This is a genomic window from Bradyrhizobium sp. HKCCYLS20291 (assembly GCF_051167715.1).
Classification (GTDB): domain Bacteria; phylum Pseudomonadota; class Alphaproteobacteria; order Rhizobiales; family Xanthobacteraceae; genus Bradyrhizobium.
The window spans coordinates 425162-451845 of sequence record NZ_JBNPTO010000006.1; the positions used below are offsets into that span (position 1 = coordinate 425162).

At 59.8% G+C, this 26684-nt stretch carries 26 protein-coding genes; all 26 read left to right on the forward strand.

From position 1 onward, the window contains the following. The first annotated feature begins 434 nt into the window (after positions 1-434). The 26 genes from ACQR07_RS16920 (at position 435) to ACQR07_RS17045 (ending at position 26578) form a co-directional block, all read left to right on the forward strand. A complete protein-coding gene (locus tag ACQR07_RS16920) occupies positions 435-1076 on the forward strand; it encodes a winged helix-turn-helix transcriptional regulator (protein ID WP_434903351.1) in 642 nt (213 codons plus the stop codon). Beyond that, the gene (nusG, locus tag ACQR07_RS16925) at positions 1073-1579 is read left to right on the forward strand and encodes a transcription termination/antitermination protein NusG (RefSeq protein WP_434903352.1); all 507 of its coding nucleotides are present in this window, start codon (positions 1073-1075) and stop codon (positions 1577-1579) included. The genes ACQR07_RS16920 and nusG overlap by 4 nt, the downstream gene beginning before the upstream one ends. Before the next feature lie 184 nt (positions 1580-1763). Then, positions 1764-2459, forward strand: coding sequence for a cytidylyltransferase domain-containing protein (locus ACQR07_RS16930; RefSeq protein WP_434903353.1), 696 nt, complete (start codon positions 1764-1766; stop codon positions 2457-2459). Beyond that, positions 2452-3498, forward strand: coding sequence for an N-acetylneuraminate synthase family protein (locus tag ACQR07_RS16935; RefSeq protein WP_434903354.1), 1047 nt, complete (start codon positions 2452-2454; stop codon positions 3496-3498). The genes ACQR07_RS16930 and ACQR07_RS16935 overlap by 8 nt, the downstream gene beginning before the upstream one ends. 4 nt (positions 3499-3502) lie before the next feature. Beyond that, entirely contained in the window at positions 3503-4633 is a 1131-nt protein-coding gene (gene neuC, locus ACQR07_RS16940) for a UDP-N-acetylglucosamine 2-epimerase (RefSeq protein ID WP_434903355.1), read from the forward strand. Beyond that, the gene (gene hisF, locus ACQR07_RS16945; RefSeq protein WP_434903356.1) at positions 4630-5376 is read left to right on the forward strand and encodes an imidazole glycerol phosphate synthase subunit HisF; all 747 of its coding nucleotides are present in this window, start codon (positions 4630-4632) and stop codon (positions 5374-5376) included. Before neuC ends, hisF begins: the two co-directional genes overlap by 4 nt. After that, the gene (hisH, locus tag ACQR07_RS16950; protein ID WP_434903357.1) at positions 5373-6026 is read left to right on the forward strand and encodes an imidazole glycerol phosphate synthase subunit HisH; all 654 of its coding nucleotides are present in this window, start codon (positions 5373-5375) and stop codon (positions 6024-6026) included. Before hisF ends, hisH begins: the two co-directional genes overlap by 4 nt. 3 nt (positions 6027-6029) lie before the next feature. Continuing rightward, positions 6030-7232 (forward strand): N-acetyl sugar amidotransferase, encoded by a 1203-nt coding sequence (locus ACQR07_RS16955; RefSeq protein ID WP_434903358.1) that lies wholly within the window; start codon positions 6030-6032, stop codon positions 7230-7232. A gap of 5 nt (positions 7233-7237) precedes the next feature. Then, the gene (locus tag ACQR07_RS16960) at positions 7238-8392 is read left to right on the forward strand and encodes a polysaccharide pyruvyl transferase family protein (protein ID WP_434903399.1); all 1155 of its coding nucleotides are present in this window, start codon (positions 7238-7240) and stop codon (positions 8390-8392) included. Further along, the gene (locus tag ACQR07_RS16965; RefSeq protein ID WP_434903359.1) at positions 8376-9509 is read left to right on the forward strand and encodes an acyltransferase family protein; all 1134 of its coding nucleotides are present in this window, start codon (positions 8376-8378) and stop codon (positions 9507-9509) included. Before ACQR07_RS16960 ends, ACQR07_RS16965 begins: the two co-directional genes overlap by 17 nt. Before the next feature lie 5 nt (positions 9510-9514). Further along, on the forward strand, positions 9515-11260 hold the full coding sequence (locus ACQR07_RS16970) for a glycosyltransferase (RefSeq protein WP_434903360.1): 1746 nt from the start codon (positions 9515-9517) through the stop codon (positions 11258-11260). Between the two features lie 59 nt (positions 11261-11319). Then, positions 11320-13173, forward strand: coding sequence for an ABC transporter ATP-binding protein (locus tag ACQR07_RS16975; RefSeq protein ID WP_434903361.1), 1854 nt, complete (start codon positions 11320-11322; stop codon positions 13171-13173). Next, positions 13170-13886 (forward strand): FkbM family methyltransferase, encoded by a 717-nt coding sequence (locus tag ACQR07_RS16980; RefSeq protein WP_434903362.1) that lies wholly within the window; start codon positions 13170-13172, stop codon positions 13884-13886. Before ACQR07_RS16975 ends, ACQR07_RS16980 begins: the two co-directional genes overlap by 4 nt. Before the next feature lie 50 nt (positions 13887-13936). Further along, complete coding sequence (locus ACQR07_RS16985; RefSeq protein ID WP_434903363.1) at positions 13937-14824, forward strand: glycosyltransferase family 2 protein; 888 nt, start codon at positions 13937-13939, stop codon at positions 14822-14824. Then, positions 14815-15789 carry a hypothetical protein gene (locus ACQR07_RS16990; RefSeq protein WP_434903364.1) on the forward strand — a complete coding sequence of 325 codons (975 nt, stop codon included), beginning with the start codon at positions 14815-14817 and terminating at the stop codon, positions 15787-15789. The genes ACQR07_RS16985 and ACQR07_RS16990 overlap by 10 nt, the downstream gene beginning before the upstream one ends. Beyond that, a complete protein-coding gene (locus ACQR07_RS16995; RefSeq protein ID WP_434903365.1) occupies positions 15779-16477 on the forward strand; it encodes a class I SAM-dependent methyltransferase in 699 nt (232 codons plus the stop codon). The genes ACQR07_RS16990 and ACQR07_RS16995 overlap by 11 nt, the downstream gene beginning before the upstream one ends. Positions 16478-16577: 100 nt before the next feature. After that, entirely contained in the window at positions 16578-17315 is a 738-nt protein-coding gene (locus ACQR07_RS17000) for a methyltransferase, TIGR04325 family (protein WP_434903366.1), read from the forward strand. A gap of 1 nt (position 17316) precedes the next feature. After that, on the forward strand, positions 17317-17727 hold the full coding sequence (locus ACQR07_RS17005) for a hypothetical protein (RefSeq protein WP_434903367.1): 411 nt from the start codon (positions 17317-17319) through the stop codon (positions 17725-17727). Continuing rightward, positions 17711-18832 (forward strand): DegT/DnrJ/EryC1/StrS family aminotransferase, encoded by a 1122-nt coding sequence (locus tag ACQR07_RS17010; protein WP_434903368.1) that lies wholly within the window; start codon positions 17711-17713, stop codon positions 18830-18832. The genes ACQR07_RS17005 and ACQR07_RS17010 overlap by 17 nt, the downstream gene beginning before the upstream one ends. 5 nt (positions 18833-18837) lie before the next feature. Continuing rightward, on the forward strand, positions 18838-20025 hold the full coding sequence (locus ACQR07_RS17015) for a glycosyltransferase (RefSeq protein ID WP_434903369.1): 1188 nt from the start codon (positions 18838-18840) through the stop codon (positions 20023-20025). A 20-nt stretch (positions 20026-20045) separates the two neighbouring features. Further along, on the forward strand, positions 20046-20900 hold the full coding sequence (locus ACQR07_RS17020; protein WP_434903370.1) for a glycosyltransferase family 2 protein: 855 nt from the start codon (positions 20046-20048) through the stop codon (positions 20898-20900). 225 nt (positions 20901-21125) lie between these two features. Beyond that, positions 21126-21872 carry a DUF268 domain-containing protein gene (locus tag ACQR07_RS17025; protein ID WP_434903371.1) on the forward strand — a complete coding sequence of 249 codons (747 nt, stop codon included), beginning with the start codon at positions 21126-21128 and terminating at the stop codon, positions 21870-21872. Continuing rightward, positions 21869-23161 carry a lipopolysaccharide biosynthesis protein gene (locus ACQR07_RS17030; RefSeq protein ID WP_434903372.1) on the forward strand — a complete coding sequence of 431 codons (1293 nt, stop codon included), beginning with the start codon at positions 21869-21871 and terminating at the stop codon, positions 23159-23161. The genes ACQR07_RS17025 and ACQR07_RS17030 overlap by 4 nt, the downstream gene beginning before the upstream one ends. Then, positions 23158-24624, forward strand: coding sequence for a hypothetical protein (locus ACQR07_RS17035; RefSeq protein ID WP_434903373.1), 1467 nt, complete (start codon positions 23158-23160; stop codon positions 24622-24624). The genes ACQR07_RS17030 and ACQR07_RS17035 overlap by 4 nt, the downstream gene beginning before the upstream one ends. Further along, complete coding sequence (locus ACQR07_RS17040) at positions 24624-25367, forward strand: class I SAM-dependent methyltransferase (RefSeq protein ID WP_434903374.1); 744 nt, start codon at positions 24624-24626, stop codon at positions 25365-25367. The genes ACQR07_RS17035 and ACQR07_RS17040 overlap by 1 nt, the downstream gene beginning before the upstream one ends. Before the next feature lie 14 nt (positions 25368-25381). Continuing rightward, positions 25382-26578 carry a CgeB family protein gene (locus ACQR07_RS17045; RefSeq protein ID WP_434903375.1) on the forward strand — a complete coding sequence of 399 codons (1197 nt, stop codon included), beginning with the start codon at positions 25382-25384 and terminating at the stop codon, positions 26576-26578. The last annotated feature ends 106 nt before the right edge of the window (positions 26579-26684 follow it).

The following is a 26684-nucleotide window of genomic DNA, read 5'->3' on the forward strand; positions in this document are numbered from 1 at the left end:
GGTACTTGGCGCGCTCCCTTTTGAAAACAGACGTGCGGCGTCTTACGACGGCGGCTAAGGACGTTCGTCCGGCACTCGCCGCTATCAAAGGAATGTCACCGGCCCAGGTTGACATCTCCTATGTCTTAGGCGTGCCCCAGCGGTCGGCCTGTTTCTTTGGAAGACAAAGTTGGCCAACCTCCGCGAGATTGCGGTAATATTCGATAGACAGCTCTTAGTTGAGCTTACGCACCTGATACACTCTGCTTCGTTGAAACGGAACGGTTCGATGTGGGCTTGAGGCGCGTCTCCAGTCGTCCGTGGCGGACCAGGCTGGTCTGTTGAGCGCTCCGGTGTCACTGGCGACGTTTTGGGCGTTCATGGCGTGAACGAAAGGATTGACGTTCACGTCGTGAACACGCTAAGAGCTGAACGGTAATCCGTACGGGGCCTCGATGGACCAGCTCCTGCACTCCGACCACGAGAACGAACGCATCGTGCTGGGCCTGCTGAACTCGGTCGATCGTGACGGCGACCGTTCGCAGCGCCATATCGCGGCAGACCTCGGCATCGCGCTGGGTCTGGTGAACGCCTACCTCAAGCGTTGCGTGAAGAAGGGGCTGGTCAAGGTTCACGACGCGCCGGCGCGCCGCTACGCCTATTATCTGACTCCGCAGGGGTTCGCGGAAAAGTCTCGGCTCACCGTTCAGTACCTCTCCGATTCCTTTTCTTTCTTCCGGATAGCCAAGAGCGATTGTGCGCGGACCTTCGAGGCGGCGAGGGCGGCCGGGTTTACCAGGCTCGTGTTGGCCGGCAGGTCTGATCTGGCCGAAATCGCGATCCTCTGTGCCGTCGAAGCGTCTGTGACCGTGGTGGCGGTGGTCGATCCTCGGGCTGATGAGGCGCGCTTCCTCGGCGTCGAGGTGTTCAAGTCCTATGCCGAGATCACAGAGCGGTTCGACGCCGTGATCGTCACTGACGTGACCCGGGCCCGCTTGTCTTATGACATCGCCTTTGCCGCCTGCGGGGGTGGGCGTGTTCTGGCGCCGGCGCTGCTGGGGCTTCGTCCCGCCGTCAGGACGGAGGGCGCAGCTTGAGCGGCAGCCGGTGGTACGTAGTTCAGACCCAGGTGAATGGCGAGGCGAAGGCCGCGACGAACTTGGTGCGCCAGGGATTCGAGATCTATCTGCCGCGCTATCTGAAGCGTCGCCGTCATGCCCGGAAGACCGAATGGACCGCGCGGCCTCTGTTTCCGCGCTACATGTTCGTGGCGATCGACACGACAGTGCAGCGTTGGCGCTCGATCCAGTCCACCTTTGGCGTCGCGCAGCTGGTGAGCCACGGCGACGCTCCGGCGACGGTTCCGCGCGGCGTCGTCGAAGCCTTGAAGGCGCGCGAGGACGAAAAGGGATTCGTTCGCTTCGATGCCGCGCCAGCCCTCGTGCCCGGCGACAAGGTCCGGGTGCTTGCCGGTGCGTTCATGGACAGTGCCGGTCTTTTCAATGGCCTCGCGGATCACGATCGGGTCTCGATCCTGCTCGACATGCTCGGTGGCAAGGTGCGCGTTCTTCTCGACGCGGATTTGATCGCCGCCGCCTGATCGGCTGCTCCATCCGCGCGCCCAGTCTGGGCGCGTTCTACTTCGGCCCATCCAGGGCGCCCGTGTGGCTTCGAGTCACCCGGACTGCGGTAGCTTGGCTTGTCGTGAGACATTTTTGCGCCGCTCAGATAGGCAAATACGCTAACGCATCTACATCATGGTCCTAAGCTCACCACGAACAGAATTGCCTAAGTTCATCGCGCTGATTCCTGCCCGTGGCGGTTCAAAAGGAGTTCTTCGCAAGAACCTCCGGAATGTTGGCGGCAAGCCCTTGATCGTTCATACGATCAACGCTGCGCAGGGCTCTGCTCATGTGGCTGACGTTTACGTTTCTTCTGATGACGAAGAGATTCTCGCCCTCGCAAAAAAATCGGGATGCTTGCCCATTGAGCGGCCGGCAATCTATGCAAGCGACGAAGCGACTGCTGTCGATGTCGTCAAGCACTTCCTCCAAAGCACCATTCCTAATGCCCGCGAGGAGAATCCGTCGATCATTTATCTCCAGCCGACGTCGCCCTTGCGAACTGCCCAGCACATCGATGAAGCTGTAGATGCAATGCTGCGCGAAGACCGGAAGTGCCTCATAAGCGTGACGGAGCTGGAAAAATCGCCATTCAAATCGTTCACGATTGATGGTGAGGGTGCGCTCAAGGCGATTTTCGACGAACGAATGTCGAATCACGGACGGCAGTCTTTGCCGAAGACATACGCGCCGAATGGCGCAATCTACATTTTTGACTGTGTTTCATTTCTCGATCGCGACGGCTTCCCGTCCACGGGGAGTATTCCATTTCTGATGTCGAAGTCGGACAGCGTAGACATCGACAGCGAAGACGACCTTCGAGCGGTGCAATCGATTCTGGAGGCCAGGAATGTCTGAGTTCCTCATTGACGAGAGAAAGATCGGCGACGGGCTCCCACCCGTCGTTGTCGCGGAGATTGGCATCAACCACGAAGGCTCGCTGGATCTGGCCATCCAGATGGCGGATGCCGCGATCGATGCAGGTGCAGAGATCATCAAGCATCAGACCCACGTGATCGAGGATGAAATGTCGTCGCACGCGCGAGCGGTCATACCCGGAAATGCCGAGCAATCGATCTACGACATCATGGATCGATGCGCGCTTTCCGAGGCGCAAGAGCGGCGGCTCATGGATCACATTCGGGGCAGAGGGGCGATTTTCATCAGTACCCCGTTCTCACGCAAGGCGGTCGATCGGCTCGTTTCCTTCGACGTGCCTGCCTTCAAGATCGGCTCCGGCGAGTGCAACAACTATCCGCTCGTCAAGTATATCGCGGGCTTCGGCAAGCCTGTGATCGTGAGCACCGGGATGAACAGCATCGAATCGGTTCGTCCGACGGTAGACATTCTCAGGGCTGCAAATGCTCCCTTCGCGCTACTTCATTGCACAAACGTCTATCCCACGCCGCCTGAACTGGTGCGTTTGGGCGCCATGGCGCAACTGAAGCAAGCCTTCCCCGATGCCGTCATTGGGTTGTCCGATCACACAACGAGTAACTACACGTGCCTTGGCGCGGTGGCGCTCGGTGCATCGATAGTTGAGCGCCATTTTACAGACCGCATGGATCGTCCCGGACCGGACATCGTCTGTTCGATGGATGGGAACGCGCTGACCGATCTCATAAATGGGGCCAACATTATCTTCAAAGCGTCTGGCGGGACAAAGGCGCCGGTCGATGCCGAGGCGCCGACCATTGCATTCGCTTTCGCATCCGTCGTGGCAATTCGGAACATCGCGCCAGGCGAGACCTTGAGCATGGAAAATATCTGGCTCAAGCGACCTGGCGGTGGCGATTTTTCCGCGAGTGACTTCGACGGGATGCTGGGAAAGGTGGCGCTGCGCGCCGTACCAGAGGGGGCCCAACTGTCTCGCCTCGACGTCGAGCAGGGGCATTAGGGCTTTGTCAGCCAAGCGCATTACATTTCTTACCGGAACGCGGGCCGACTTCGGCAAGCTGAAGCCGCTCATGCAGAGGGTTCAGAACGACCGTGCATTTGAAACGCATGTCTTTGTTACGGGTATGCACCTGCTGTCCAAGTACGGCTATACTTGCGATGAGGTGGTGAAAGCAGGCTTTCCTAACATTCATAAGTACATCAATCAGAACTCTTCCGATCGCATGGATCATGTTCTTGCCAAGACGATTTCAGGTCTTTCCGACTATGTGACCGAAATCAGGCCGGATTTGCTCGTGATCCATGGCGATCGCGTAGAGGCCCTTGCAGGCGCCGCTGTCGGTGCCCTCAACAACATACGAGTAGGGCATGTCGAGGGTGGCGAAGTATCAGGTACTATCGACGAATCTATCAGGCACGCCGTTTCGAAGTTCGCGCATGTCCATTTTGTCGCAAATGAGGATGCTCGGCAGCGACTCAATCAACTAGGCGAGTCCGACGGTTCAATTCATGTCATCGGCTCGCCGGACATTGACGTCGTCAACTCCCCGTTGCTGCCGGCGATGAGTGCAGTCAGGCAGCGTTATGATTTGGCTTTTGATCGGTACGGCATTGTGCTGTTCCATCCGGTGACCACTGAGGTGAGTGACCTGCGCAGGCAGGTGAACGTGCTCGTCGACGAACTGGTCGAGTCCGGTAGGAAGTACGTTGTAATCTTTCCCAACAACGATCACGGCACGGATGTCATACTCGAGGGATACGAGCGTCTGAGAGGGAATCCCAATTTCCGGATCTACCCTTCGATCCGATTTGAATATTTCCTAACGCTCATGCGCAATGCGGAATTGATCATCGGAAATTCGAGCGCCGGGGTGCGTGAAGCGCCACATCTCGGGCTTCCCGCTGTTAATTTGGGGAGTCGGCAAACTAACAGAGTCCAGCATGACTCGATAATCAATTGCGACATTGCGCGCGGGCTGGTTCGCGGCGCGATCGAAGACGCGTTGAGGCTCAAGAGGGAGGCCGTGTCGCTCTTCGGTCATGGTAACAGCGCGCAAATGTTTCACGACGTTTTACTCCAGCCCGATTTCTGGGAGCAGCCGACGCAAAAGTCCTTCGTGGATCTTTCAAAGTGAGAGTAATTGCTCGCCTCGACGTGAAGAATGAGCACGTCATCAAGGGCGTTCAGATGGAAGGCCTGCGAAAAATCGGGAAACCGAATGAAATGGCCCGTAGGTACTATTCCGCCGGAATTGACGAGATCATCTTCATCGATTGCGTTGCGAGCCTGTACGGTCGCCCAGGTATCTTTCCGATACTGCGTCAGGCGTCGGAGGAGATCTTTGTGCCCATCACAATCGGCGGCGGCATCAAGAGCCTGGACGATGTTGAAGCTGCCCTCGACTCTGGTGCCGACAAAATCGCGATCAATACGGCGGCCACCCGATCTCCGGAACTCATCACCGAGGTGGCGAGACGGTATGGAAGCCAGTGCGTCGTTGGGTCGATTCAGTCAAAGAAGTCTGCCGGAAGCTGGGAAGCTTATGTTGACGCGGGCCGTGAACGAACCGGCCTGCGGGTAGTGGAGTGGGCTAAGCGCCTCGAAGACCTCGGGACAGGCGAACTCCTGGTTACGTCGGTTGATCGCGATGGAACGCGCTCGGGATTTGATGTCGAGGTGATCGCCGCCGTAAACGATGCAGTGAGCATCCCGGTGATCGCGGCCGGTGGGTTCGGGAAGGGCGACGACGTCATTGATCTTCTGAAACTGACGAAGCCCAGTGGGATTTGCTTCTCGTCGGTGCTTCATTACAACAAGATGACGGTGGAGCAGTTGAAGGCCATTCCGGGAATGAACCGCGAAGGTTCATCTTCATGACGACCATAGCTATTCTGGACTACGGCATTGGCAATCGACGGAGTGTCAGCAGCGCGCTGTCTGTACTGGGGGCCACCCCGCGTCTTGCGGTTAGCGGGCATGATCTGGACGGATCGGACGGGCTGATCATCCCTGGTGTCGGTGCATTTCCCCAATGCATGGCTGCTCTCGAAACTGCGAAATTTCCGGCGCTCATCGGAGACTATGTCAAATCCGGTAGGCCCGTCCTGGGAATCTGTGTCGGAATGCAGATGCTTTTCGAGTACGGAACGGAATTTGCCTTGACCAGGGGGCTTGGAATCCTGCCAGGCCAGGTCGATCGTCTATCGATAGATCCAACAGCCGGTCGTCTGCCGCATATCGCCTGGACGTCCGTCAGCGCGGTTGCACGTGACGGGTCGATGTTTGCGGGGGTACCAATGTCCGCACAGTTCTACTTCGTTCACAGTTTTGCTCCGGTAGGAGTGTCCGAAGCCGATGTCAGTGCGACTGCTTTTTATTGCGGTCGATCATTCGTCGCTGCCGTGCAGCGGGCGAATTTGTGGGGAACTCAGTTCCATCCCGAGAAGAGCGGCCCGAATGGGCTAAGGCTGCTCGCCAATTTCGTTGGCCGTTGCCGCAGCGGCATGCAGCTCACTAAGGGCGACTAAACCATGAGCAAAGCTTTCTTCGGGTTGCCCGAGCAGGTCATTTTTTGCAAGGCGTGCGTGATTTCGAACCAGCGCCCGTCATCGACCGTGGAGTTCAAGCACGTGTCGGGAGAGGCGAAGGCAACCATCAGCTTCGGGGAAGATGGCATATGCGACGCCTGCCGTTACAATCAGCTGAAGCAGAGATCGATTTCCTGGCAGGAGCGGGAAGAGGAATTGCTTCGCGTCCTGGATCAATATCGTCGAACAGACGGCCGTTACGACGTGATTGTGCCGGGCAGCGGCGGGAAGGATAGCGCGTTCACGGCCCACATCCTGAAATACAAGTACGGCATGAATCCGTTGACGGTCACGTGGGCGCCCCACAAGTACACCGAGATCGGATGGAAGAACTTCGAGAACTGGATTCACGTCGGTGGACTGGACAATATCCTATTCACTCCCAATGGGAAGCTGCATCGCTATCTGACGCGGCTCGCGTTCCTTAACCTGCTCCATCCGTTTCAGCCGTTCATAGTGGGCCAAAGGATTATCGGACCTGCGATGGCGAGAAGGTTCGGAGTACAATTGGTCATGTACGGCGAAAACCAGGCCGAATATGGCAACAGGGTGGACGAGAACTTCAAGCCGACGATGGACCGGAAGTTTTTTTCTGCCGCTGATCCGCGCTCGCTCATCCTGGGAGGAGTGACCATCGACGACATCTTGCGAGAAGGAACATTCAAGATCGCAGATTTCGCGCCCTACATTCCTCCCTCGATCGAGGATCTGGATCAGGGCGGCGTCGACGTGCACTACCTGGGATACTATCTCAAGTGGGATCCGCAGGAATGTTACTATTACGCCGTCGAAAATACGGGCTTTCAGGCCAATTCCGAGCGCACCGAGGGCACTTATTCGAAGTACAGCAGCATCGACGATCGGATAGACATGTTTCATTACTACACGACGCTGATCAAGTTCGGAATTGGCCGGGCGACCTATGACGCTGCCCAAGAAATCAGGAATGAGAAAATTACGCGCGATGAAGGCGTCGTTCTGGTCAGGAAGTTTGATCAGGAGTTTCCTCGGAAGTACTTTGATGAGTTCATCAAATATGTCGGAATTGCAGAATCTGAATTCTTCTCAACTGTCGACAAATTCCGTTCGCCCCATCTATGGGATAGGGTTGAAGGCGAGTGGCGCCTGAAGCATCAGGTCTCGTGACGAAGATGATCTCCGTTCTTCATGTCGCGAGCTTTCTCGGCAATATCGGAGACAACGCCAATCATGCCGGTTTTCGACCCTGGTTCGAGCAACTGGTTGGTCGTCCGGTGAATTGGCTCGAGTTCGAGATCAGAGACGTCTATCGCGGATACAAGGCCTTTGATGAAAAATTCGCCGAGGCTGCCAATCGAGCAGACTTGGTCGTGATCGGCGGTGGAAACTACTTTGAACTATGGGTCGAGAAATCTCCGACCGGAACTTCGATATCGGTCGATGAGGACGTATTTGCCAGCGTCCGAACTCCAATCTTCTTCAATGCGCTGGGGGTCGATGAAGGGCAGGGGGTGACGGAAACAACACTGCGGCGGTTCAGGGCCTTTCTTTCATCGCTGCTCGCTTCGGATCAGTACCTGGTCAGTGTTCGCAATGACGGCGCATCCGAGACGCTGAGAAAATTCGCTTCCGATCTTCCGCTCGAACGGGTCGTTCTGCTGCCGGATGGCGGCTTCTTCGCGAACTATTCGCTTGGGTCCGTCGTGCGTCCGCCAGATCGCGGAATGACGATCGCCATCAATTTGGCCGGTGACATGCTCGACCGAAGGTTCCCCGGCGGCTCACATCACGATTACGTCGGGTTTCTGGCTGAGTTCGCGGACACGCTGGCTGCGGTCGACCAGGAAACCTCGGGTCTTCGCCTGGTGTTCGTTCCACATATTTTCGCGGACGTCCGAGTCTATGCGGACCTCCTGTTGCAACTTCCGGACCGTCTTCGACGAGAGAGAGTGCGGATCGCGGCCTACGACAATGGTGACGCAGCTGCGACGGAAGCATTTCGGGAGTATGTGGATGCCAGCATAGTGATGGGCATGAGGTTTCACGCAAACGTCGTGGCCATTGCTCATCGCGTGCCGACGGTTGGGCTGTTTTGCTATGACCAGATTGGACGTCTTTACGGAGAACTCGATCTTGCTGAGCACGTCGTGGACGTGCGCGTTCCGGGATTCGGCCAAACGCTCGTTGATCGCGTGAAAGGCGCGGCGTCACATGTCGATGACGCGAAGCGCAGGCTCGACCAGGTAAACGGGGAGATGATGTCCCTGCGAATAGGCGCCGAACAGAAGATCGCGCCTTGGTTGAATCGGCATGGGCTTCGAAACTGACACGAACGAAAGCGATCTGCCGCGTATGCAAAGGGTGGGTGTTGTCCATACTGTCGCGCTCGATGCTGTGCGAGGAGGTGCCGCTCTGTTCGTCTTCGTCAGTCACATTATCCAGATAATCTGGCTTCCTGTCACAGGACTTGGATCCCTGGCGCATATCGCCAATAGCTTCGCAAGCGAAACAGCCGTTGTCGTATTCTTCGTTCTCAGCGGGTATCTGATCTGCTTGAGCATCTGTGGCAACATTCAGCGGAATGGTGAATTTGTCGTATGGGACTATCTACGTTCCAGAGCCCTGAGGATTTATCCGCCGTTCCTTGGGGCTGTTGTGGTTTCCCTGGCCGTGTTTGTTCTTCTCGAACAACTGGGATTGCCCGGAGTTCGGACGCCGCTGCGTGGAGCCTCCGACCTTTATGCGGCCAGGGATAGCATTTCCATCGGCGTCTCGGAAGTCTTCCGATCTCTGACTCTGAGGGGCGGCCTGCTGGAGATAAACGGACCGTTGTGGAGCCTTTATATCGAGGTCCGCCTCTATGTCGCCGCAGGCATCGCTGCGGTTGCCTCCCAGTATTCTCCATTCCGCGGCCTGCGTGTTCCAGCAGCATTGGCAGGCTTTCTGCTCGCCTCCGTTTTGCTAGGTAACGGTCAACCCGGGTACACGCTGTACGGCGCCTGGTGGCTCTTGGGCGGAGCGTTCTTCCTTTGGCGGCGCTTCGGACATGCCGCGATGGCGGGATTGGCGGCACTTCTTCTCGTTGTGGCCATCTTCGCGTTCTCGACATCCCCGGCGTTGGTTGAGCTGTATCGGCTGACAATCGTGGCTGTGCTTTCAGTCCTCATGTTCGCGCGCTGGATATCGGCGCCACGCTTCGCAATCGGCCTGGGGTCGTTCAGCTATTCGCTGTACCTGGTGCATTTTCCTTTGCTTGTTGCTGGCTATTCCGCCCTTATCGCGACATGGGACGGAGAGAGCCCGTCCATCGCCGCGAGGGCTGGGTTGTCCGCCGGCTGCTTCGTGTCGATCCTCTTCGCCTCCGCGGCGATCGGCTCCGTTCTCGAGAACTCAGCACGCATGCGTGGGCTTTTTCGCATCCCCAGCCCTAGGCACTCTGCGTAGGCCACATGAAAATACTATTCTATTCGTTGAACAGCGCGATCTGGATGCACGCGCTGCCAGAAAACAGGCTGGTTCGTGAACTCGTCGCCGCTGGTGAGGAGGTGACCTATGTCACGTGCGGATCGTGTTTCCCGCAGCACTGTACGAGCATGTCCGCGTCCAGGATCGAGCTCGGGGACAACCAGACAAGGAAGGACGCCGTCTGCAGGACCTGCATTCGCAATGCGACCATCCTGGCGGAATCGAACGGTGCGGACCATCTCGAGCTGCGGGACTTCATTTCCGACGCGGATGACGTCGCAGCCTCTAGACTGGTTGATGCGCTTTCGCCGGAGCGCTATTTGGAATTCAGGTACATGGGAGTCGACGTCGGGCGCCTCGCCTCGTACGAGCTATTTCTTAAATACAAGAAGATGTCTCCAAGACTCACGGCTGAGCAGTGGGAGTACTGTAAGTGTTACATCAAGTACGGCCTGATCTCGCTGCTAGGCTTCTCCCGTCTGTTTCGTAGCAAGAAGCCCGATGCCGTGGTGTTTTACAGCCCTCAATACGGTATCAATGGGATATGCGCGGCGTTTACTGAGAGCGAGGGCAGCGCCACGCTCTTCGTTGAGGGCAGTTCGAGCAATTCGGAGCGCTACAAAGCCTTGCGGATCTGGAGGTGGTCGGTTCACGGCCTCGTAAATCCTGCGCTGCAGTACTGGTCGCAGGCGGACACACTGCTTCCTAACGAAATTCGGCGGCTTCGGGGACATTTCCGGGAGCTCGTCTCTGGCAAGTCTTTTGCCGTCTATTCGTCGCCAGCTACGGGGAAGACCGTTTCCGTGCGAGCGCAGCTGAAAATCCCAAAAGATGCGAAGATCTTGCTGATGACACTGAGCAGCTTCGACGAGGCCTATGCAGCCTACATCATTGGCCGCTTTCCTGAACGGAAGGTGACGAGTCCGGTCTTCAAGGACCAGTTCGAATGGGTGAAGTCGACCCTCGATCATTTTGCTGCACGGAACGATCTCTGCATCGTGGTGCGTGTCCACCCGCGGGATTTCCCGAACAAGCGTGAGACGACACTATCGGAGCAAGCGCAGGTCTGGAGCGATCTGTTCGTTAGCGCACCCGGTAATGTGCGCGTCAATTGGCCCGATGATCGACTTTCGCTTTACGATATCCTCAGGGAGGCCGATCTCGTCGTGACCGGGTGGTCCGCCACAGGTGTTGAGGCGCTGGCGCTCGGTATCCCGGTTGTGACCTATGATGCCGGCCTGCCATCCTATCCGAAAGATATCCATTTCAGCGGGGTTTCGCGGGGTGAGTATTTTGAGAATATCGAGCGAGCGTTGGTGGCCGGCCGCCAGCCGTCGTTGGTCGACGGGGCATTTCGCTGGCTCGGTCTGAGCTTCTCGCGTGGAACCGTCAGGATCACGCCGCCCATTCGCACCGAGCGCTTGGTAAGATTTCTGGTCTTTCACAGGCTGCGTTCGTTCGTTGAGGGGGTGATTGAGGGACTGGTCAAGCGGATGGATGCGCGCCGGAAATTTGGTCCTGCCGGTGAGGCGGATCGGTTTCTGCGGCTTATTGGAGCCGAGTGCCCGGACCTGTTTAGTGCGGCAGACCCGGCAGTGCCGGATCAGGCCGATAAAGCCGCGGTGACGCGTGCGATCCGTGCCGAACACGCGCGGTTTGCGTCGGCGATCGGACTTCGTGCTGTCCCGACCACTGATCTTGACTCTACAAGAAGCCGTACCGGATCATGAATTCGCAAGACCCGCGCCGGTCGCCAAGATCCGCACTTGAGGTGTTGAGTCCGGCATCCTTGAAGAAGCTATTCTTCGTGTTGACCCGTGCGGAAAGGCAGCGCCTCACCGTCATCCTCTGTGGCCTTCTGCTCACCGGCGCGATCGACTTGCTGGGTGTGACCTCGATCTTGCCGTTCATGGCGATCGTTGCAAAGCCACAGTATGTCCATGAAGTGCGGTATCTCGCCCTGGCCTACGAGTTTTCTGGAGCCGCGACGATAAGCGACTTCCTGTTTCTTCTGGGCATTGGGTGTTTGTTGATCGTTGTAGTCAGCAACGCAGCGACGTTCCTCGTACAGGCGGCGATCCTTAAGTTTTCCTTCGAGGTGAGCAGAGAGTTGTCGCTACGCGTCCTGTCTGGTTTTTTGAGCCAGCCGTACGTGTTTTTCCTCGGGCGAAATGGGGCCGATTTGCTGGTGAGCACGACCGGCGAAGTCGAGGGTGTCGTAAATGGCGTTCTCATTCCAGGTTTACAGGCAGTCTCGAAGGTCGTCGTCGCCTGTTTCATTCTCGTTTTCGTTGTAGTGGTGGATCCATTTCTCGCCTTGATGTTTCTCGCCACGTTCGGCGGTGCTTACGCCACTATCTTCCTTCTAACGCGCCGACGGATTTTGATGTACGGGCAAACGAGCCAAGCGGAAAGGCGCTCACTTTTTGCCATTGCTTCCGAAGCTTTCAGCAGCATCAAGGAACTGAAGCTGCTCGGTCGCGAGGGGTTCTATTTCGGCCGATTCGTAGAATCGTCGGGCAGGCTAAGAAGCCATCAGGTTAAGTACAACATCATTTCCGCCGTACCTCGATACATTGTCGAGGCCGCCGCATTTGGAGCGATCGTCTTCGTCGTTCTGTTCCTGCTGAGAAGCGGGCGGGATGTGCAGTCGGCCATTCCGCTTCTTGTGCTTTACGCGTTCACCGGTTACCGCCTGATGCCCGCCTTCCAAGCTCTGTATCAGAACCTCACGATCGTGCGGTTCAACTGGCCGTCTGTGGAGCTGCTGGCAGATGAGATTCACCGGCTTGGCACGAGTGGGCCAGTCGCGTTTAAGGAGCATGCGATCAGGCAACCTCTTGCATTTCAAGAGACCATCGCCTTGGACAAGGTGAGTTTCGCGTATCCGCAAACATCGAGAGACGCACTTGAGAATATCAATCTTCGTATCCACAAGCACACCACGGTCGGGCTGGTCGGTGAGACCGGAGCGGGAAAGACAACCGTGGCCGACATTCTGCTTGGAATACTTGTGCCTACCGCCGGCAGTCTGCTGATCGACGGGAGACCGATCGACGACAGCAATCGCCGCGCATGGCAGGAAAACATCGGGTACGTTCCCCAACAAGGCTTTTTGTCCGATGCGTCGATCGCCTCGAATATTGCGTTCGGCGTTCCGTTATCGGCGATCGACATGTCGCGCGTAGAGGTCGCGGCGCGTACAGCGCAGCTGCACGACTTCGTTTTGCAGCTTCCGCAGGGATATGGGACAATCGTCGGCGAGCGCGGCGTCCGCCTCAGCGGTGGGCAGCGTCAGAGGATTGCGATCGCCCGTGCGCTTTATCGGGATCCGGCCGTGCTTGTTTTTGATGAGGCCACGAGCGCGCTCGACGGACTCACCGAAGAGGCGCTGGTCGACGCAATTCGGCGGCTCGCGCACCAGAAGACGATCATTACGATTGCTCATCGTCTGTCGACCGTTAGAGATTGTGATGTCATCTACCTCCTTGAACATGGCAGAGTTGCCGATTCCGGCTCTTTCGACGAGCTGATCGGACGAAATGAGAAGTTCCGGGGCATGGCACGATATTCGGATGCAAAGAAGGCCTCGGCTCCTGATGCCAGTCCTTTGAATTATGAGGCGGGCGGAGCGACCTCATGATCGGACGTCTTCGTGGCTTGGCAGCCTCGGTGAAATCGGTGGGGCCGCGACTGATGCACCCGACGATGTATCGCTCGATCCGAGAGTCGTGGTCGCAGGAAGGTGAGGATCTGATCCTCGCGCGCTTCATGGAGCCGAGAAAGTCAGGCTTTTACGTCGACGTCGGCGCGCATGATCCGTTCCGCTTTTCCAACACGGCGTACTTCTATCGGCAGGGCTGGTCGGGCATCAATATCGAGCCAGACCCGCATGGAGCTAGGATGCTGCGCAGATACAGGGGCCGAGATACGACCCTGAACATCGGAATTGGGGCGACGGCATCCAACATGACGTTCTTCCGATTCAACGAGGCGGCGTTGAACACGTTCAGCCCTGATCTGGCGCGCTCGCGCGCGGGGAAGAACGGATATTTCATCGTGGAGGAGACGGCCGTGACTGTTGACCGGCTCGATGCCATCCTCGCGAAGTGCCTGCCTACGGGCCAGCGGATCGATTTTATGACCGTCGACGCCGAGGGGCTGGATTTGACCGTGCTCCAATCGAACGATTGGTCGCGGTTCCGGCCGGATATTGTGGTTGCCGAGTTGCTCAATGTGCCGTCGCTCGACGTGGCCGATCAACCCATCGCCCGCTTTATGAGCGGCTCGGGCTACCGTCCTGTCGCGAAGGCGGCCAATAGTGTCTTCTTCGCCGCGAACGAGATGTCGCTGTGAATGCTCCGGTTGTAATCTTCGCGTATAAGAGGGCACGGCATCTGGCGCGAGTGCTGGATGCCCTTGCCCGCAACCCTGGCGCAGACCAATCGGTGCTGTTCATCTACTGCGACGGAGCGCGGAATCGCAACGACGCCGCGGCCGTGGCCGAGACCAGAAGGATCGCAGAGGCGGCGAGTGGCTTTGGACGGGTCGAGGTTATCTCGCGCGAGGCAAATATCGGTTTGTCACGTTCCATCATTGCGGGTGTCGGGGACATCTGTAGCCGTTTCGGCCGCGCAATCGTTCTGGAAGACGATGTCGTTCCAACACCCTACTTCCTGAACTATGTCAATGACGCTCTGGATCTCTATGCCGATGACGAGCGGGTTTTGAGCATAGGCTGTCATACGTTCGACGGCGGCTTCGAGTTGCCCGAGACATTCTTCCTGGATGTTCCGGATTGCTGGGGATGGGGCGTCTGGCAGCGGAGTTGGGCGTCCTTCAATGACGATGGTGCGGCGCTTCTTGCCACGATTTTGCAGCGAGATGCTCGGGCGGCCTTCGACTTCGACGGGGCCTATCCGTACACACGAATGCTCCAAGAACAGGTGAGGGGCGATAACCAGTCGTGGGCCATCCGCTGGTATGCCCACGCGTTCCTCACTGGGCGCTTTGTGCTCTACCCTGGCCGCGCGGTAACCCATAACATCGGTTTCGATGGTAGCGGGACCCATGGCGGTAGTTCGGGAGGCTACGGCCCCGTTCAACTCGCGGACAGCGCAATACGCGTGGTTCGGACGGCAGTGGAGGAGAACGCGCGCGCACGCGAAGCCTGGAAAATAGCTCTCAGGGCGATGGCGTCGCCCTCCGAGCCTGGCTTTACCGGATCGATAAAGCGAAACATGAGGCGCGTGTACCGCGGCCTGAAACCCTATTTGAGCAAAGCATGGCCTTGATTGGAAAAGCGTTGGCGTTGGCCCGTTCGCTGCGGCAGCTACCTGTGAGCCTGGCATGGCGCCTGGATCTCATTCAGGAGGCGCTTGGTCGAATTGAAGCTCGTCAAACAGCCTCAATAGAACCTGGTGATTTCGCCGGCGCAGAATTCAAAGTGTCGTCCCAGTGGGGGGAGGACGGGATCATTGAGCACCTCGTCCGACATGTTCCGATCGACCGGCGCATATTCGTAGAGTTTGGTGTACAGGACTACCGCGAGTCGAATACTCGGTTCTTGTTGGCACATCGCAATTGGTCCGGTCTCGTCATGGATGGCTCGCCGGACAATGTGTCGGCGATCCGCCGTGACGACCTCTACTGGCGATACAATCTGAAGGCTGAAAGCATCTTCATCACGGCGGAAAACATTAACGAAGCCATTGCGAGTCATGGTGTGCAGGGCGATATCGGGCTTCTCTCGATCGATATCGATGGCAACGACTATTGGGTCTGGGAGGCGATTGACTGCATCTCGCCGCGGATCGTTGTTGCTGAGTACAATTCGTTGTTCGGTTCTGACCCTGCAGTTTCCGTGCCCTACGATTCTGCATTCCAACGTCATCGCGCGCATCCATCAAATCTCTATTGGGGGTGCTCGCTGGCGGCATGGTGTCACCTTGCCGCGAAAAAGGGCTACGCTCTCGTCGGTTGCAACACTGCCGGAAATAATGCCTTCTTCGTACGCAAGGACGTGCTTGGCTCGCTACCGGAAAGAAGCGCTGGCGAGGCGTTCCGCCCGGCTCAATTCCGCGAATCGCGAAATCCGGATGGTTCTCTCTCCTTCCTCGGTCCAGCAGCTGCCGCCGACCTGATTCGTGAACTCCCCCTTATTAGTGTCTTGGACGGCGCTATGACGTCGCTCGCAGAGCTGCATCAGTCGGCCATTGTCGTCCCAATCGGTCAGCAACAGGTGCCTCATGTCAGTTAAATACAAGATCACAAGGCTAGCGAGTCAGATTTGTCCGCCGGTAATGTTGCCGCTTTTGAGAAAGGCCTATCGTGCTTCGATCGGCCGGTCTGTGGTGTTCAATCCTGGCCAGCAGAACCTCGACGTCTATTGGGACCCGGTGATGGAGCAGGTTCTCGAGACGTGGGGCGAGGGGAACGTTTGGTCGGAGATCCAGCTTGCGCTCGCAGGCCGACAAGGACGAGTTCTTGATATTGCTTGTGGCACGGGCAAGACCATGGAAGTGTTGTCCGGCGAGCCCAGCCTTGAGCTATGGGGCTGTGACATCTCGGACCGCCTCATCGACCGCGCCATCGAACGTGGAATCCATCCAGAGCGGGTCCACGTTGGGGATGCCACCAAGTTGCCCTATCCGGACGGATTTTTCGATTTTTCGTTCTCGATCGGATCAATCGAACATTTCACGGAAGATGGGATTGCGGCAATGCTGGCGGAGTGTCGTCGCGTTACCCGCGTCATGGCGTTTCATACTCATCCCGTGTCAAGGCGGGGCGACAATGAGGGCTGGATCACGACCGCACAGAGCTACTTCAACAACTCTGTAGATTGGTGGCTACCAAAATATCAGGCTCAATTCCAACATGTCCGCGTACTGAATTCACTTTGGAGCGACGAGCGATCTGAAGGGCGCTGGTTTGTCTGCAGCTGAGACGATGATGGTGGGGAGACTTCGGCGGATCGTCTTGCCGCGGTTACGACGGCTCGGTCGCGTCGTGCTGGGAGGCAGGCAGTGGTTGGAAGGGCCCTATGTGAGCTGGGAAGCCGCACGGGATCACGCCACCGGCTATGATCAGCAATCCATCCGGGAGCGTCTGGTTGCAGCGACCGAGCGTGTGGTCGAATCAAACGGACAATTGTTTGAGCGTGACGGCGTTATTTTAGCCCAGCCAACGCCGCCATTTGCGCTGCTAACATTCCTTCTTCGCGCTGCAGCACGCAACGATGGAGCGTTGAATGTGCTGGATTTCGGCGGATCGCTCGGATCGACTTTTCGGCAGTGCTCTCCATTTCTCGAGCACGTCCCGCGCCTTTGCTGGAACGTGGTGGAGCAAGCCGCCCTTTCGGAAGTCGGTCGAACCCGATTCTCGACCTCAAGGCTGAAGTTTCATGACAGTGTGAAGGACGCCGCGCGAGAGGGGCCGCCTGACGTCGTGATATTTTCCGGCGTGCTGCAGTATCTGGACGATCCCTACGAGGTCATCGCCGAGGTGAGCGCCAGTGGCGCATCGACCGTGATCATCGATCGAAATCCATTTTCGGATTCGGTCAATGATGTCTACGCCGTCCAAATTGTCTCTGCAGATATTTTTTCAGCGCGGTTGGCATTCCGCATTTTCGGCATAACAAGGCTGGAACGAGCGCTGTTTCCCATCTATTGCAAGGTGGCGGAATTTGACTGCATTGACCGGGATGCCACGCTTGGGGTCCTTGATGTGCGCTTTCGCGGTCAGGCATTCGAGCGTCGGACTGTCAAACCTGGGTCTTAAAATGTCCTATGAGCGGATTGAACGCGACGGGCTACTTTATGCCGAAGTCATCTGGGCCGGGACAACGGTCCAGAAGAGCCGATTCTTCTCGGGCGAGCAGTCGTCTCTCCAGTTCGGCCTGCTTGCCCACGAGGCTGGCTTCGTCGAGCCGGCCCATTATCACCATCCGATCAAGCGCGAGATTTCCGACCTGCAACAGATGCTGGTCGTGCAGCGCGGGGTGTTGGCGATCGATTTCTTTACCCCCGAGGGTGCGAAATTTCACGAGGTCGTCCTGAGGGTCGGGGACGCAATCAATCTCGTCCATGGGGTGCATGCAGTCCGCGTCATCGAGGACATGCAGTGCGTCAGTGTCAAGCAAGGGCCGTTCTTCGGCGACAAACTCGATAAGATCAATGTCAGCACAAAATAAGCTCCCGGTTCACGAGCCCGATCTCGGCGAAGAGGAGATCCAGTCGGTTCTCGGTGCGTTGCGGCGCGGTGAGATTTCGGGATCGTTCGGCAAAGCAATTCCGGAATTCGAGGAGCAGTTCGCGGCGTTCTGCGGATGCAAATATGGCGTCGCGGTTACCAGCGGCACGGCCGCGCTCCAGGTCGCCGTGGCCGCCGCCGGAATCGGCCGCGGCGACGAGATCCTGATGAGCGCTTCAACCAATATCGCGACTGCGCTCGCCGCCTACCATAATGGCGCGAATTCCGTTGCGGTCGATTCCGAGCCAGTGACCTGGAACCTTGACCCCGATCTGATCGAGCGGCTGATCACGCCGCGCACCAAGGCCATCATCCCGGTCCATCTGTTCGGCCACCCCTGCGACATGGACAGGATCATGGCGGTGGCGCGCCGCCACAACCTCACGGTGATCGAGGATTGCGCGGAGTCGCACGGCGCCACCTGGCAGGGGCGCATGACCGGCAGCTTCGGAGACATGGCCTGCTTCAGCTTCTACGCCAACAAGATCATCACCACCGGCGAAGGCGGCATGGTGGTCACCAATGATCCGGCGCTCGGCGAGCGGCTCCGCTTGTTGCGCAATCTCGGCTTCGGCAAGCCGCGCTTTTATCATGAGGTGCCCGCCTACAATTTCCGGATGACAGGAATGCAGGCCGCGCTCGGGTTGGCGCAGCTGGCGAAGATCGATCGCTTCATTGCGCAGAAGCGCACGGTCGCTGCGACCTACAACGAACTCCTGGCCAACATTCCGGGAATCCAGACGCCGGCGGAGCTGCCGGGCGCCATGAACGTCTACTGGATGTACGCCATCGTGATCGGGCCGGAGTTCGGCCGCACGCGTGACGAGCTGGCGACCATTTTGCTGGAGCAGGGCATCGAGACGAGGACGTTCTTCTGTCCGATGAACCTGCAGCCCTTCCTGCGTGCCCAAGAGGGGCATCGCGATGTCGGCTGCCCGGTTGCCGAACGGTTGTGGCAGGACGGGTTCTATCTGCCCTCGGCCAACCAGCTCGATCGCTTGAGCATCGCTCGGGTGTGCGAAGCCATCGCGGCGGCGAGACGCTGAACGCCATGCACGTCGCAGCGGTCGTCGCCGGCTTCGATCCTCAGGCGGGGGGCGGTCATACCTTTGAGCAGGAAATTCTTGGTGCCCTGCGCGGGGCCGTGGCGGGCTCGGCGCACCGCTTCACGGTGCTTTGCCCTGCATCGTCGCAGCAGGCCTTGTCCGAGCGTCTGCACGGCAGTGGCCTGAGCGTCGCCGGCGTTCCCCGGCGCACTGGTCGCCTCGCGACCATGGCGTTCCGCGAAATCGAAAGTGTTCGCGCCCACTGGCACCGCAAGAGCGACCTTGACTTGGTGGCGGAGAGTCTTGGCGTTGAATTCGTCTGGTTCCTCAGCGCGATGCCCGACCGGACCGACATGCCCTACATGACCGTCGTATGGGATCTGCAGCATCGGGCGACACCCTGGTTTCCGGAGCTGAGCGCGGCAGGTGTCTGGGATAGCCGCGACAGCGTGCATCGCTGGTTTCTGCAACGTGCATCGCGAATCGTTACCGGCACCGAGGTCGGCCGCCGCCAGCTGACGCAGTTCTTTCAGATCCCTGACGAGAATATTCTCACACTGCCGCACCCGACGCCGAGCTTTGCGCTGGATCACATGGCAATTCATCCGCGCGAGGTAATCGAGAAGCTGGGATTGACCCGGCCCTACGTGCTCTATCCGGCTCAGTTCTGGCCTCACAAGAACCATGTCAACCTGGTGCTGGCAATCGCCGAACTGAACAAGCAGGGCAGGGACGTGTCCCTCGCTTGCGTGGGCGCCGACAAGGGCAATCGGGGCCATGTCGAGGACTTGGCGCGACGCGCAGGGGTCTCCGATCGTGTTCACTTTCTCGGCTTCGTTGAAAAATCGGAGCTGATCGCGCTGTATCAGCACGCTATTGCGCTCACTTACGTGTCCTGGTGCGGTCCGGAGAACCTACCGCCGCTCGAGGCATTTGCGCTCGGATGTCCGGTCGTGGCATCCCGCATCCCCGGTGCCGAGGAGCAGCTCGGAGACGCCGTGTCATTCTGCGAGCCGGGAGATCCACTCTGCATCGCCCGGTCCATTGCCGAACTGGCCGCCGATGCGGACCAGCGGCGTCGCCTCATCGAGGCTGGCCGCGTCCGGGCGAAGCGCTTCGTCACATCGGATTATGTCTCCGGCGTCCTCAAATCTCTCGACGAGTTTGCCGCCATCCGGCGTTGCTGGCCCTGATTGAGCGGGCCATTTCATCCATGCGCATCTCCGTCGTCACCCCCTCCTTCAATCTCGGGCCCTATCTCGAGGACACGATCCAGTCAGTCGTTGCCAATCTGCGTCCGGGCGACGAGTATTTCGTCATCGACGGTGGCTCGGCTGACGGCAGCGTCGATATCATCCGCCGATACGAGCGCCAGATCACGTCCTGGGTCAGCGAGAGGGACGAGGGCTACGGCGATGCGTTGGCCAAGGGCTTTGCGCTCGCCACCGGCGACATCCTGTGCTGGGTGAATGCAGGGGATCTCTATCTGCCCGGCGCCTTCGAGGCCGCCCGGCAGTGGCTCACATCCGACCTCGACATGATCTTCGGCGACGATTTCTACATCGACGCGGCGAACCGGATCCTGTCATACAGCCGTGGCTGGGTTCCAGATCTGCGCCTAGCCACGCTCTACGGCGGCTGGTCGCCGTTGCAGGATGCCTGCTTCTGGCGGCGCGGTCTCTACGAGGCTGTCGGCGGCATCGACGTCGGGCTGAAATATGCTGCCGATTTCGATCTCTTCCTGCGGATGTCGATCGCCGGTCGCACGCGGCACGTCCCGGTCACCTTCAGCGCCTTTCGACGCCATCACGGCCAGATCTCGGTGGCCAAGGCCGCCGGTTACCAGCTCGAGCGCCGGCGGTTGCAGGCGACCCATATGCCCACCGACCCTGTTTCGCCGGCGACGCGCCTGTTCCGCCGCATTTTTTATCGGCTCGTCTTGAGCGCCCGGGCGCGGGTTGGCCCGCGTCTGTGGCACCGGCCTGATCTGCGCGGCAGGCTGGTGACGTCCCTGCCATGCGGCAGCTACTGGCCGAAGCCCGGCCGGAGCTCACCGGAGGTGTCGTGATGTCGCGTGATCGGAATGAGCTTGCGATGAGTCCCGATTTTGCCCGCAGGGTGAAGCGCCTGCTCACGAGCCGTCCGAAGAGATGACGCGCGGATGCCATCGTACTTCCCGCGTGTCGTCCTGTTTCAGGTGCTCATGGGCGGGCCTCTCCTGCAATGATTTCTCCCAGGCGCCTGATGCGTCGGCGGCAAGCCGGACGCCTGGACGCAAAACGATCGGTTCGTGATGCTGGACTTCGCCAAACGGTGGATCGGCGCGGTACTCGACTGGCGCCGCCTCGTCGCCCTGCGCTACCTGCCACGCTATCTCGCCGACTGGGCGGCTTTCCGCGCTCAGGCGCCGGGCTGGTCGATGACGCTGTCCGACAGCTATCCGTGTCTTGCCGACCGGTTGCCGGTCACCCCCTTCGATCCGCATTATTTCCACCAGGGCAACTGGCTGGCGCGCTGCCTCGCGGTGACGAAGCCGCCGCAGCACGTCGATGTCGGCTCGAGTGTGCTGATGGTGGGTGTGCTGTCGGCGCATGTGCCGACGGTCTTCGTTGATTACCGGCCGCTAACCGTGCACATGCCCGGCCTGAACTGCGTCGCCGCCGACATCAGCCGGCTGCCCTTCGCCGAGCGATCGCTCGCCAGCCTGTCCTGTCTGCATGTCATCGAGCATATCGGTCTCGGCCGTTATGGCGATCCGATCATCGGCGAGGGGGCGCGTCTGGCCGCGGCCGAGCTCCAGCGCCTGGTTGCGCCAGGCGGCAAGCTATATCTGTCCACGCCGATCGGCCGGGAACGGATCTGCTTCAACGCCCATCGTGTCTTCGCCCCGCCCACCATCTTGTCCTATTTTCCGGAGCTTCGTCTTTCGCAGTTCTCCTATGTCGGCGACGATGGCGTGTTGCACGAGAGCGCCTCCCCGGCTGCGGTGCCGCTACTCGACTATGGCTGCGGTCTATTCGTCCTCGAGCGGACGGCATGAAGGCCTATGTCCGCGAAATCGCCTGGGTGGCGATTGCCCAAGGCGTGGCCTTCGTGGGCGGCCTCGCGACCGTGAAGGTCGCCGCGGTCGTGCTGGGCCCATCAGAATACGGCAAGCTCTCGGTCGGGCTCGCCGCCATCGGCATCTTCCAGGTCTGCCTGTACGGCGCCGTGTCCCAGACCGCGACGCGGTTCCTGGCCTTCGCAGGCAGCCACGGCCAGCTCCAGGAATATGATCGTGCGCTCGCCAAGCTCGCCGGAATCGCGGCACTGGTGATCATGCTGGTTCTGGCGGTGGTCACCCTGACCGGAATAAGGCAGTGGCTGCCGGTGCCGGCGTCGTTGCTCGCGGTCTACACCATCATCAACGGCTTCCAGGCCATCATGCTCGCGGTCTTCAATGCTGCGCGCAAACGGCAGCTGGTCGCCATCCTGGCGATCACCGAGGCTCTGCTGCGGCCATCACTCATCTTCGCGCTCACCCGGAGCCCGGAGCCGACTGCTAACCAGGCGATGACTGGCTATGTCCTCACGGTGGGTACCATCGCCGTCATGATCGTCGCGTTCCGCCATCTGCTCGGCTGGTCGTCGCTCGAGCGGGTCTGGTCGCGGGAGAGCGAGCCGCCGACCATGCAGGGGCGCAGTCTGACCTGGGACATGGTGTTCTTCGCCGCGCCCTTCGTCATCTTCGGACTGCTGGGCGCCATGGGGAGCCATGGCGAGCGCCTGCTGCTGGCACAATGGGTGTCCTGGTCGGATGTCGGCAGCTACGCCTTGATGGCGCAGCTGGTCGTCGCGCCCAACGTGTTGTTCACCTCCGCCGTCAATCAGTTCTATTTTCCTTTGATCTTTCAGTCCGACCCCGACGGCACCCGTCACGTCGGGCGCGGCTTCCGGCTCTATCTGCTGGCGAGCGTCATGGGCATCGTCGCCATCACAGCGTCGGTGGCGGCGCTGGGGCCGCATCTGATCCCGCTATTTTCCAGCCGCGACTTTCTCGGCAGCGAACACCTGCTCTGGTATCTCGGCGTTTCCGCCGGACTTTTCTCGATCGGGCAGCAACTGGTGCTGCCGGGACTGCGGCTGAACCGGCCGGCGGTCTACATGCCAGCCAAGCTGCTGCATTCGGTGGTTCTGCTCGGCACCTCGGTCAGGCTGGTGCCGGCCTGGGGCCTCAGCGGTATGGGCATAGCGTCGCTCGCCGCCGCCACCGCCTATCTGCTGGCGACGCTGATGGCCAATGTTTGGCTCGGTCGCACCATGGCGCGCGGGGAGATCTGCCGATCGTGATTAACTTGCGGGACGTTAAACTGGCGGGATTCTCGGCCGCCGCCGCTGCCTTCGTCCTGGGCGTCGCCATTTATCCCGGCGATAGGATCGTCTTCGCCGGCTTCAGCGCCGTCATGTTCGTGTTGCTGGGGCTCGCCCTGCGCACGCCGCGGCAATACGCACATCTATTTCTGGCGCTCGCCTGGTTCACAGGTTTCTGGTTCAAGTATCTGTATCATCAGATCACCGGTGCGCCGTATTACGAGCTGCACGGCTCATTCGATAACAGTTCGCCAGCCTGGGACGCCGTCTTCCTCACTGTTGCCGCGGGTGGTGCCGGCTACGTGGTTGGCAGGCTGGCCTGGATGGCCGCGGCGGGACCGCTGCAGCGCGCCGCGGAGGCGAGAGACATGTGGTGTCCGCCATGGTGGCCCGCGCGTCGTAACCTGATGTGGTTGGCGGCCGCCGCTCTGGTGGTCCTCGTCGTGCTGGCCAACCAGGAGTTCGGCCTGCTGACGCGCGGCTATGTCGCGAAATTGGTTCTGCCCTGGCCTTTCGGTGGCCTGTTCGCCTGGATGACGGATATAGGTCTCGCTCTGCTGCTCGCGGTCTTTCTGGTCTGGGATCGCCAGAGCGGGTGCAGTGTCGCCCGTGGCTTCACCGCGCTGGCGGCTGAAGGCGCCGCCCTGTCGGTCTCGACTCTGAGCCGCGGCATCTATTTCTTCCATACCATCCCGGCGCTGGTGACGGAGGGCGGCGCGGCAATGCGGGCAACTCGCCGTCGCCAGCTCGCCGTGTTGTTGTTGATTTGGATCGCGGCGGGCGTCGCGGTGCCGTCGGTCTCGACCTTCATCCGCCTGTTCGGCAACCAGGCGGTCCCGACCACGGATGCGCAACTCGCGAGCAGCCGCGCGGTGGAACACCGGACCGAGACGGGACTATCGGCGGCGGCCCTATTGTCGCAGTTCGACATTATGACGCGCCTGCTGCTGATTGATCGCTGGACCGGGCTTGAGGGCGCCATGGCGACGGTGGTCTATCCGGCCAAGAGCTTCACGCTGTTCGCCGAAGCCGCGATGCAGCGCCGCTCCTATGGCACCGTCGACGTCTATACGCGACGGATCAGCGGCTCGAGCTTCGACGAGGAGAACGCGAAGATCTATCACTTTGCGACCCTGGCCGGACCGATCGCCTTCCTCTATTTCTCCGGATCACTGCTGGTCGTGTTCGCGGGGATGGCTCTGCTCTCGCTGCTGATCTCAAGCATCGAATGCGGGTGGCGCTGGCTGGTGGGAGACCGCCTGCTGGTCGCCATCAGCGGGCTCTATCTGGCGATGGTCGCCCTTCAGCTCAGCGGCACCGTCATCCAGGCAGTGACCGGCCCGCTGACGGTCACCGCGGTCTTTGTGATCCTCCGAATGCTGGGATCGCTGGTGGCTCTCACCAGCCCGGCTTCGTCCGGTCGCAGGCAGGTTCTGTCGTGATGGGTTTCCTCAGGTCCATGGTCGGGCGCAGCGATCTGCTCGCCTTCAATCTGCGCAACCGCGATCGCTGGATCGCCGTCCAGGCCGCCCAGGTGCCGGCCGGGGCAAAAGTCCTCGACGTCGGCGCCGGTTCGGCACCGTACCGCGCGCTATTCAGTCACTGCGAGTACAAGACGCAGGATTTTGCTCAACTCCAGCCCGAGCAACTGCGCCATGGCGGCTACACGGCGATCGACATCGTCTCGGAGGCTCACCGGATTCCGGTTCCGGATGCGAGCGTCGATGCCATCCTCTGCACCGAGGTCATCGAGCACGTGCCCGAGCCCATTGCCGTGATCAGCGAATTCGGAAGGATCCTCGCCCCCGGCGGCCGCCTGATCCTGACGGCACCGCTCGGGTCGGGCATCCATCAGGAGCCATATCACTTCTACGGCGGCTATACACCGTTCTGGTACCGCCGCTTCCTCGGAGACGCCGGGTTCGACGCCATCGTGGTCGAGGCCAATGGCGGCACCCTGCGCCATGTCGCGCAAGAGACAATCCGCTTCGTCAGCCTGACGAATCCGTTGAGGCTGGCAGCGCCTTGGATCATCCGGCTCGCCTGGCTGCCGTTCTGGCTGCTGCTCGCTCCCGTTCTTGCCCTCGGCGTTCCGCTCGCGGCCAGGTGGCTGGACCGATATGACGCGGATCAGCACTTCACCGTGGGATATCACGTAACGGCGACCCGCAAGGGAGCGGAATGAGGATCCTATGTGTCTTGAGCCGCTACGCCTATGGCAGGCGAGAGCGCGGCGACAATTACGACTACGTCCACTTCGTGCCGGCTTGGCAGCGGATGGGCCACGAGGTCGAGGTTTTCGACTCCGGCGACCGCTCGCGGTTTCCCGATTTCGCGGCGCTGAACCTCGCGCTGGTCGAGACGGTCGCAGCCGTCCGCCCCGACGTCCTGTTCTGCGTGCTGATGCATTACGAGATCTGGTCCGAGACTCTCGATCTGATTCGCGACCAGACCCCAGCCTATGTCATCAACTGGGGCACCGACGATTCATGGAAATTTGAGCAGGCCTCGCGCTTCTTCGCCCGGCATGTCGACCTACACGTCACCACCGATCGAACTGCGGCGGACAAGGCTGCGTCGCTGGGGTTGCGCAACGTCCTCTTGTCGCAATGGGCCGCGTCGGAGGCTGACCTCGCCGAGCCATTGCCGTCGTCGCGTTGTCGCTACGACGTGAGCTTCATCGGCAGCCAGTATGGCTATCGCGGTGAATGGATCGGGTTCTTGCGCGCGGCCGGGCTGTCGGTCTCCTGCTTCGGGCACGGGTCCGAACATGGCGTCGTCTCGGCATCGGACATTCCGACGATCCACCGGATGTCGCGCATCTCGCTGAATTTCTCGGGCGCGGGGCAGCTCGGGGCCGGCGGCGCCGGTGCGCGCCAGATCAAGGCCCGCGTTTTCGAGGTCCCGGGAGCAGGCGGCTTCCTGCTGACCGAAACCACACCGGGACTGGACGACTATTACGTTCCGGGTGAGCAAGCAGCCGTGTTTGACTCGCCCGAGGACCTGGTTGCGAAATGTCGATACTATCTGGAGCAGCCCGCGCTACGTGACGCCATCGCATTGCGCGGCCATCAGCGAACGGTGGCGCAGCATACCTATAACAGCCGCTTCCGGCAGGTTCTGCAGTATCTGTCGGCGCTGGAGGACACCCGTCCCACCCAGCCCTGGCGGCTGTCGGCGGACGCATTGGCTGGGGCCGTGCGCCGCCATCGTCGGACATCCTGGCTGGTCTGGCTGCGCTGGTGTCTGGTCACACCGCTTACACTGATGTTTGGACGGCAGCGCGGGCCCAGGGCGGCAAGGCGGTTCCTTTTTGAGTGCTCCTGGCGCCTGGTCGGGGCGCGTACCTACAGCGCCCGCGGGCTGGCCGGGCGGTTGTTCTACGCAGAGAGTTGACGATTCCAGCGTCCGAGACCACAGCCGGGCTAGGGTCTGTGGGGATACAGGATTCCCATCCGGACTTGTTCGTGATTCAAGCTTTGGATGGAGCGATTCGTTCTGA

Excerpts from the sequence above, each read along its gene's own strand:
- ACQR07_RS16920 (WP_434903351.1), top strand. The coding sequence starts at position 435 with ATGGACCAGCTCCTGCACTCCGACCACGAGAACGAACGCATCGTGCTG.
- ACQR07_RS16935 (WP_434903354.1), top strand. The coding sequence starts at position 2,452 with ATGTCTGAGTTCCTCATTGACGAGAGAAAGATCGGCGACGGGCTCCCA.
- hisH (WP_434903357.1), top strand. The coding sequence starts at position 5,373 with ATGACGACCATAGCTATTCTGGACTACGGCATTGGCAATCGACGGAGT.
- ACQR07_RS16955 (WP_434903358.1), top strand. The coding sequence starts at position 6,030 with ATGAGCAAAGCTTTCTTCGGGTTGCCCGAGCAGGTCATTTTTTGCAAG.
- ACQR07_RS16960 (WP_434903399.1), top strand. The coding sequence starts at position 7,238 with ATGATCTCCGTTCTTCATGTCGCGAGCTTTCTCGGCAATATCGGAGAC.
- ACQR07_RS16965 (WP_434903359.1), top strand. The coding sequence starts at position 8,376 with ATGGGCTTCGAAACTGACACGAACGAAAGCGATCTGCCGCGTATGCAA.
- ACQR07_RS16970 (WP_434903360.1), top strand. The coding sequence starts at position 9,515 with ATGAAAATACTATTCTATTCGTTGAACAGCGCGATCTGGATGCACGCG.
- ACQR07_RS16980 (WP_434903362.1), top strand. The coding sequence starts at position 13,170 with ATGATCGGACGTCTTCGTGGCTTGGCAGCCTCGGTGAAATCGGTGGGG.
- ACQR07_RS16990 (WP_434903364.1), top strand. The coding sequence starts at position 14,815 with ATGGCCTTGATTGGAAAAGCGTTGGCGTTGGCCCGTTCGCTGCGGCAG.
- ACQR07_RS16995 (WP_434903365.1), top strand. The coding sequence starts at position 15,779 with ATGTCAGTTAAATACAAGATCACAAGGCTAGCGAGTCAGATTTGTCCG.
- ACQR07_RS17005 (WP_434903367.1), top strand. The coding sequence starts at position 17,317 with ATGTCCTATGAGCGGATTGAACGCGACGGGCTACTTTATGCCGAAGTC.
- ACQR07_RS17010 (WP_434903368.1), top strand. The coding sequence starts at position 17,711 with ATGTCAGCACAAAATAAGCTCCCGGTTCACGAGCCCGATCTCGGCGAA.
- ACQR07_RS17015 (WP_434903369.1), top strand. The coding sequence starts at position 18,838 with ATGCACGTCGCAGCGGTCGTCGCCGGCTTCGATCCTCAGGCGGGGGGC.
- ACQR07_RS17020 (WP_434903370.1), top strand. The coding sequence starts at position 20,046 with ATGCGCATCTCCGTCGTCACCCCCTCCTTCAATCTCGGGCCCTATCTC.
- ACQR07_RS17025 (WP_434903371.1), top strand. The coding sequence starts at position 21,126 with ATGCTGGACTTCGCCAAACGGTGGATCGGCGCGGTACTCGACTGGCGC.
- ACQR07_RS17030 (WP_434903372.1), top strand. The coding sequence starts at position 21,869 with ATGAAGGCCTATGTCCGCGAAATCGCCTGGGTGGCGATTGCCCAAGGC.
- ACQR07_RS17040 (WP_434903374.1), top strand. The coding sequence starts at position 24,624 with ATGGGTTTCCTCAGGTCCATGGTCGGGCGCAGCGATCTGCTCGCCTTC.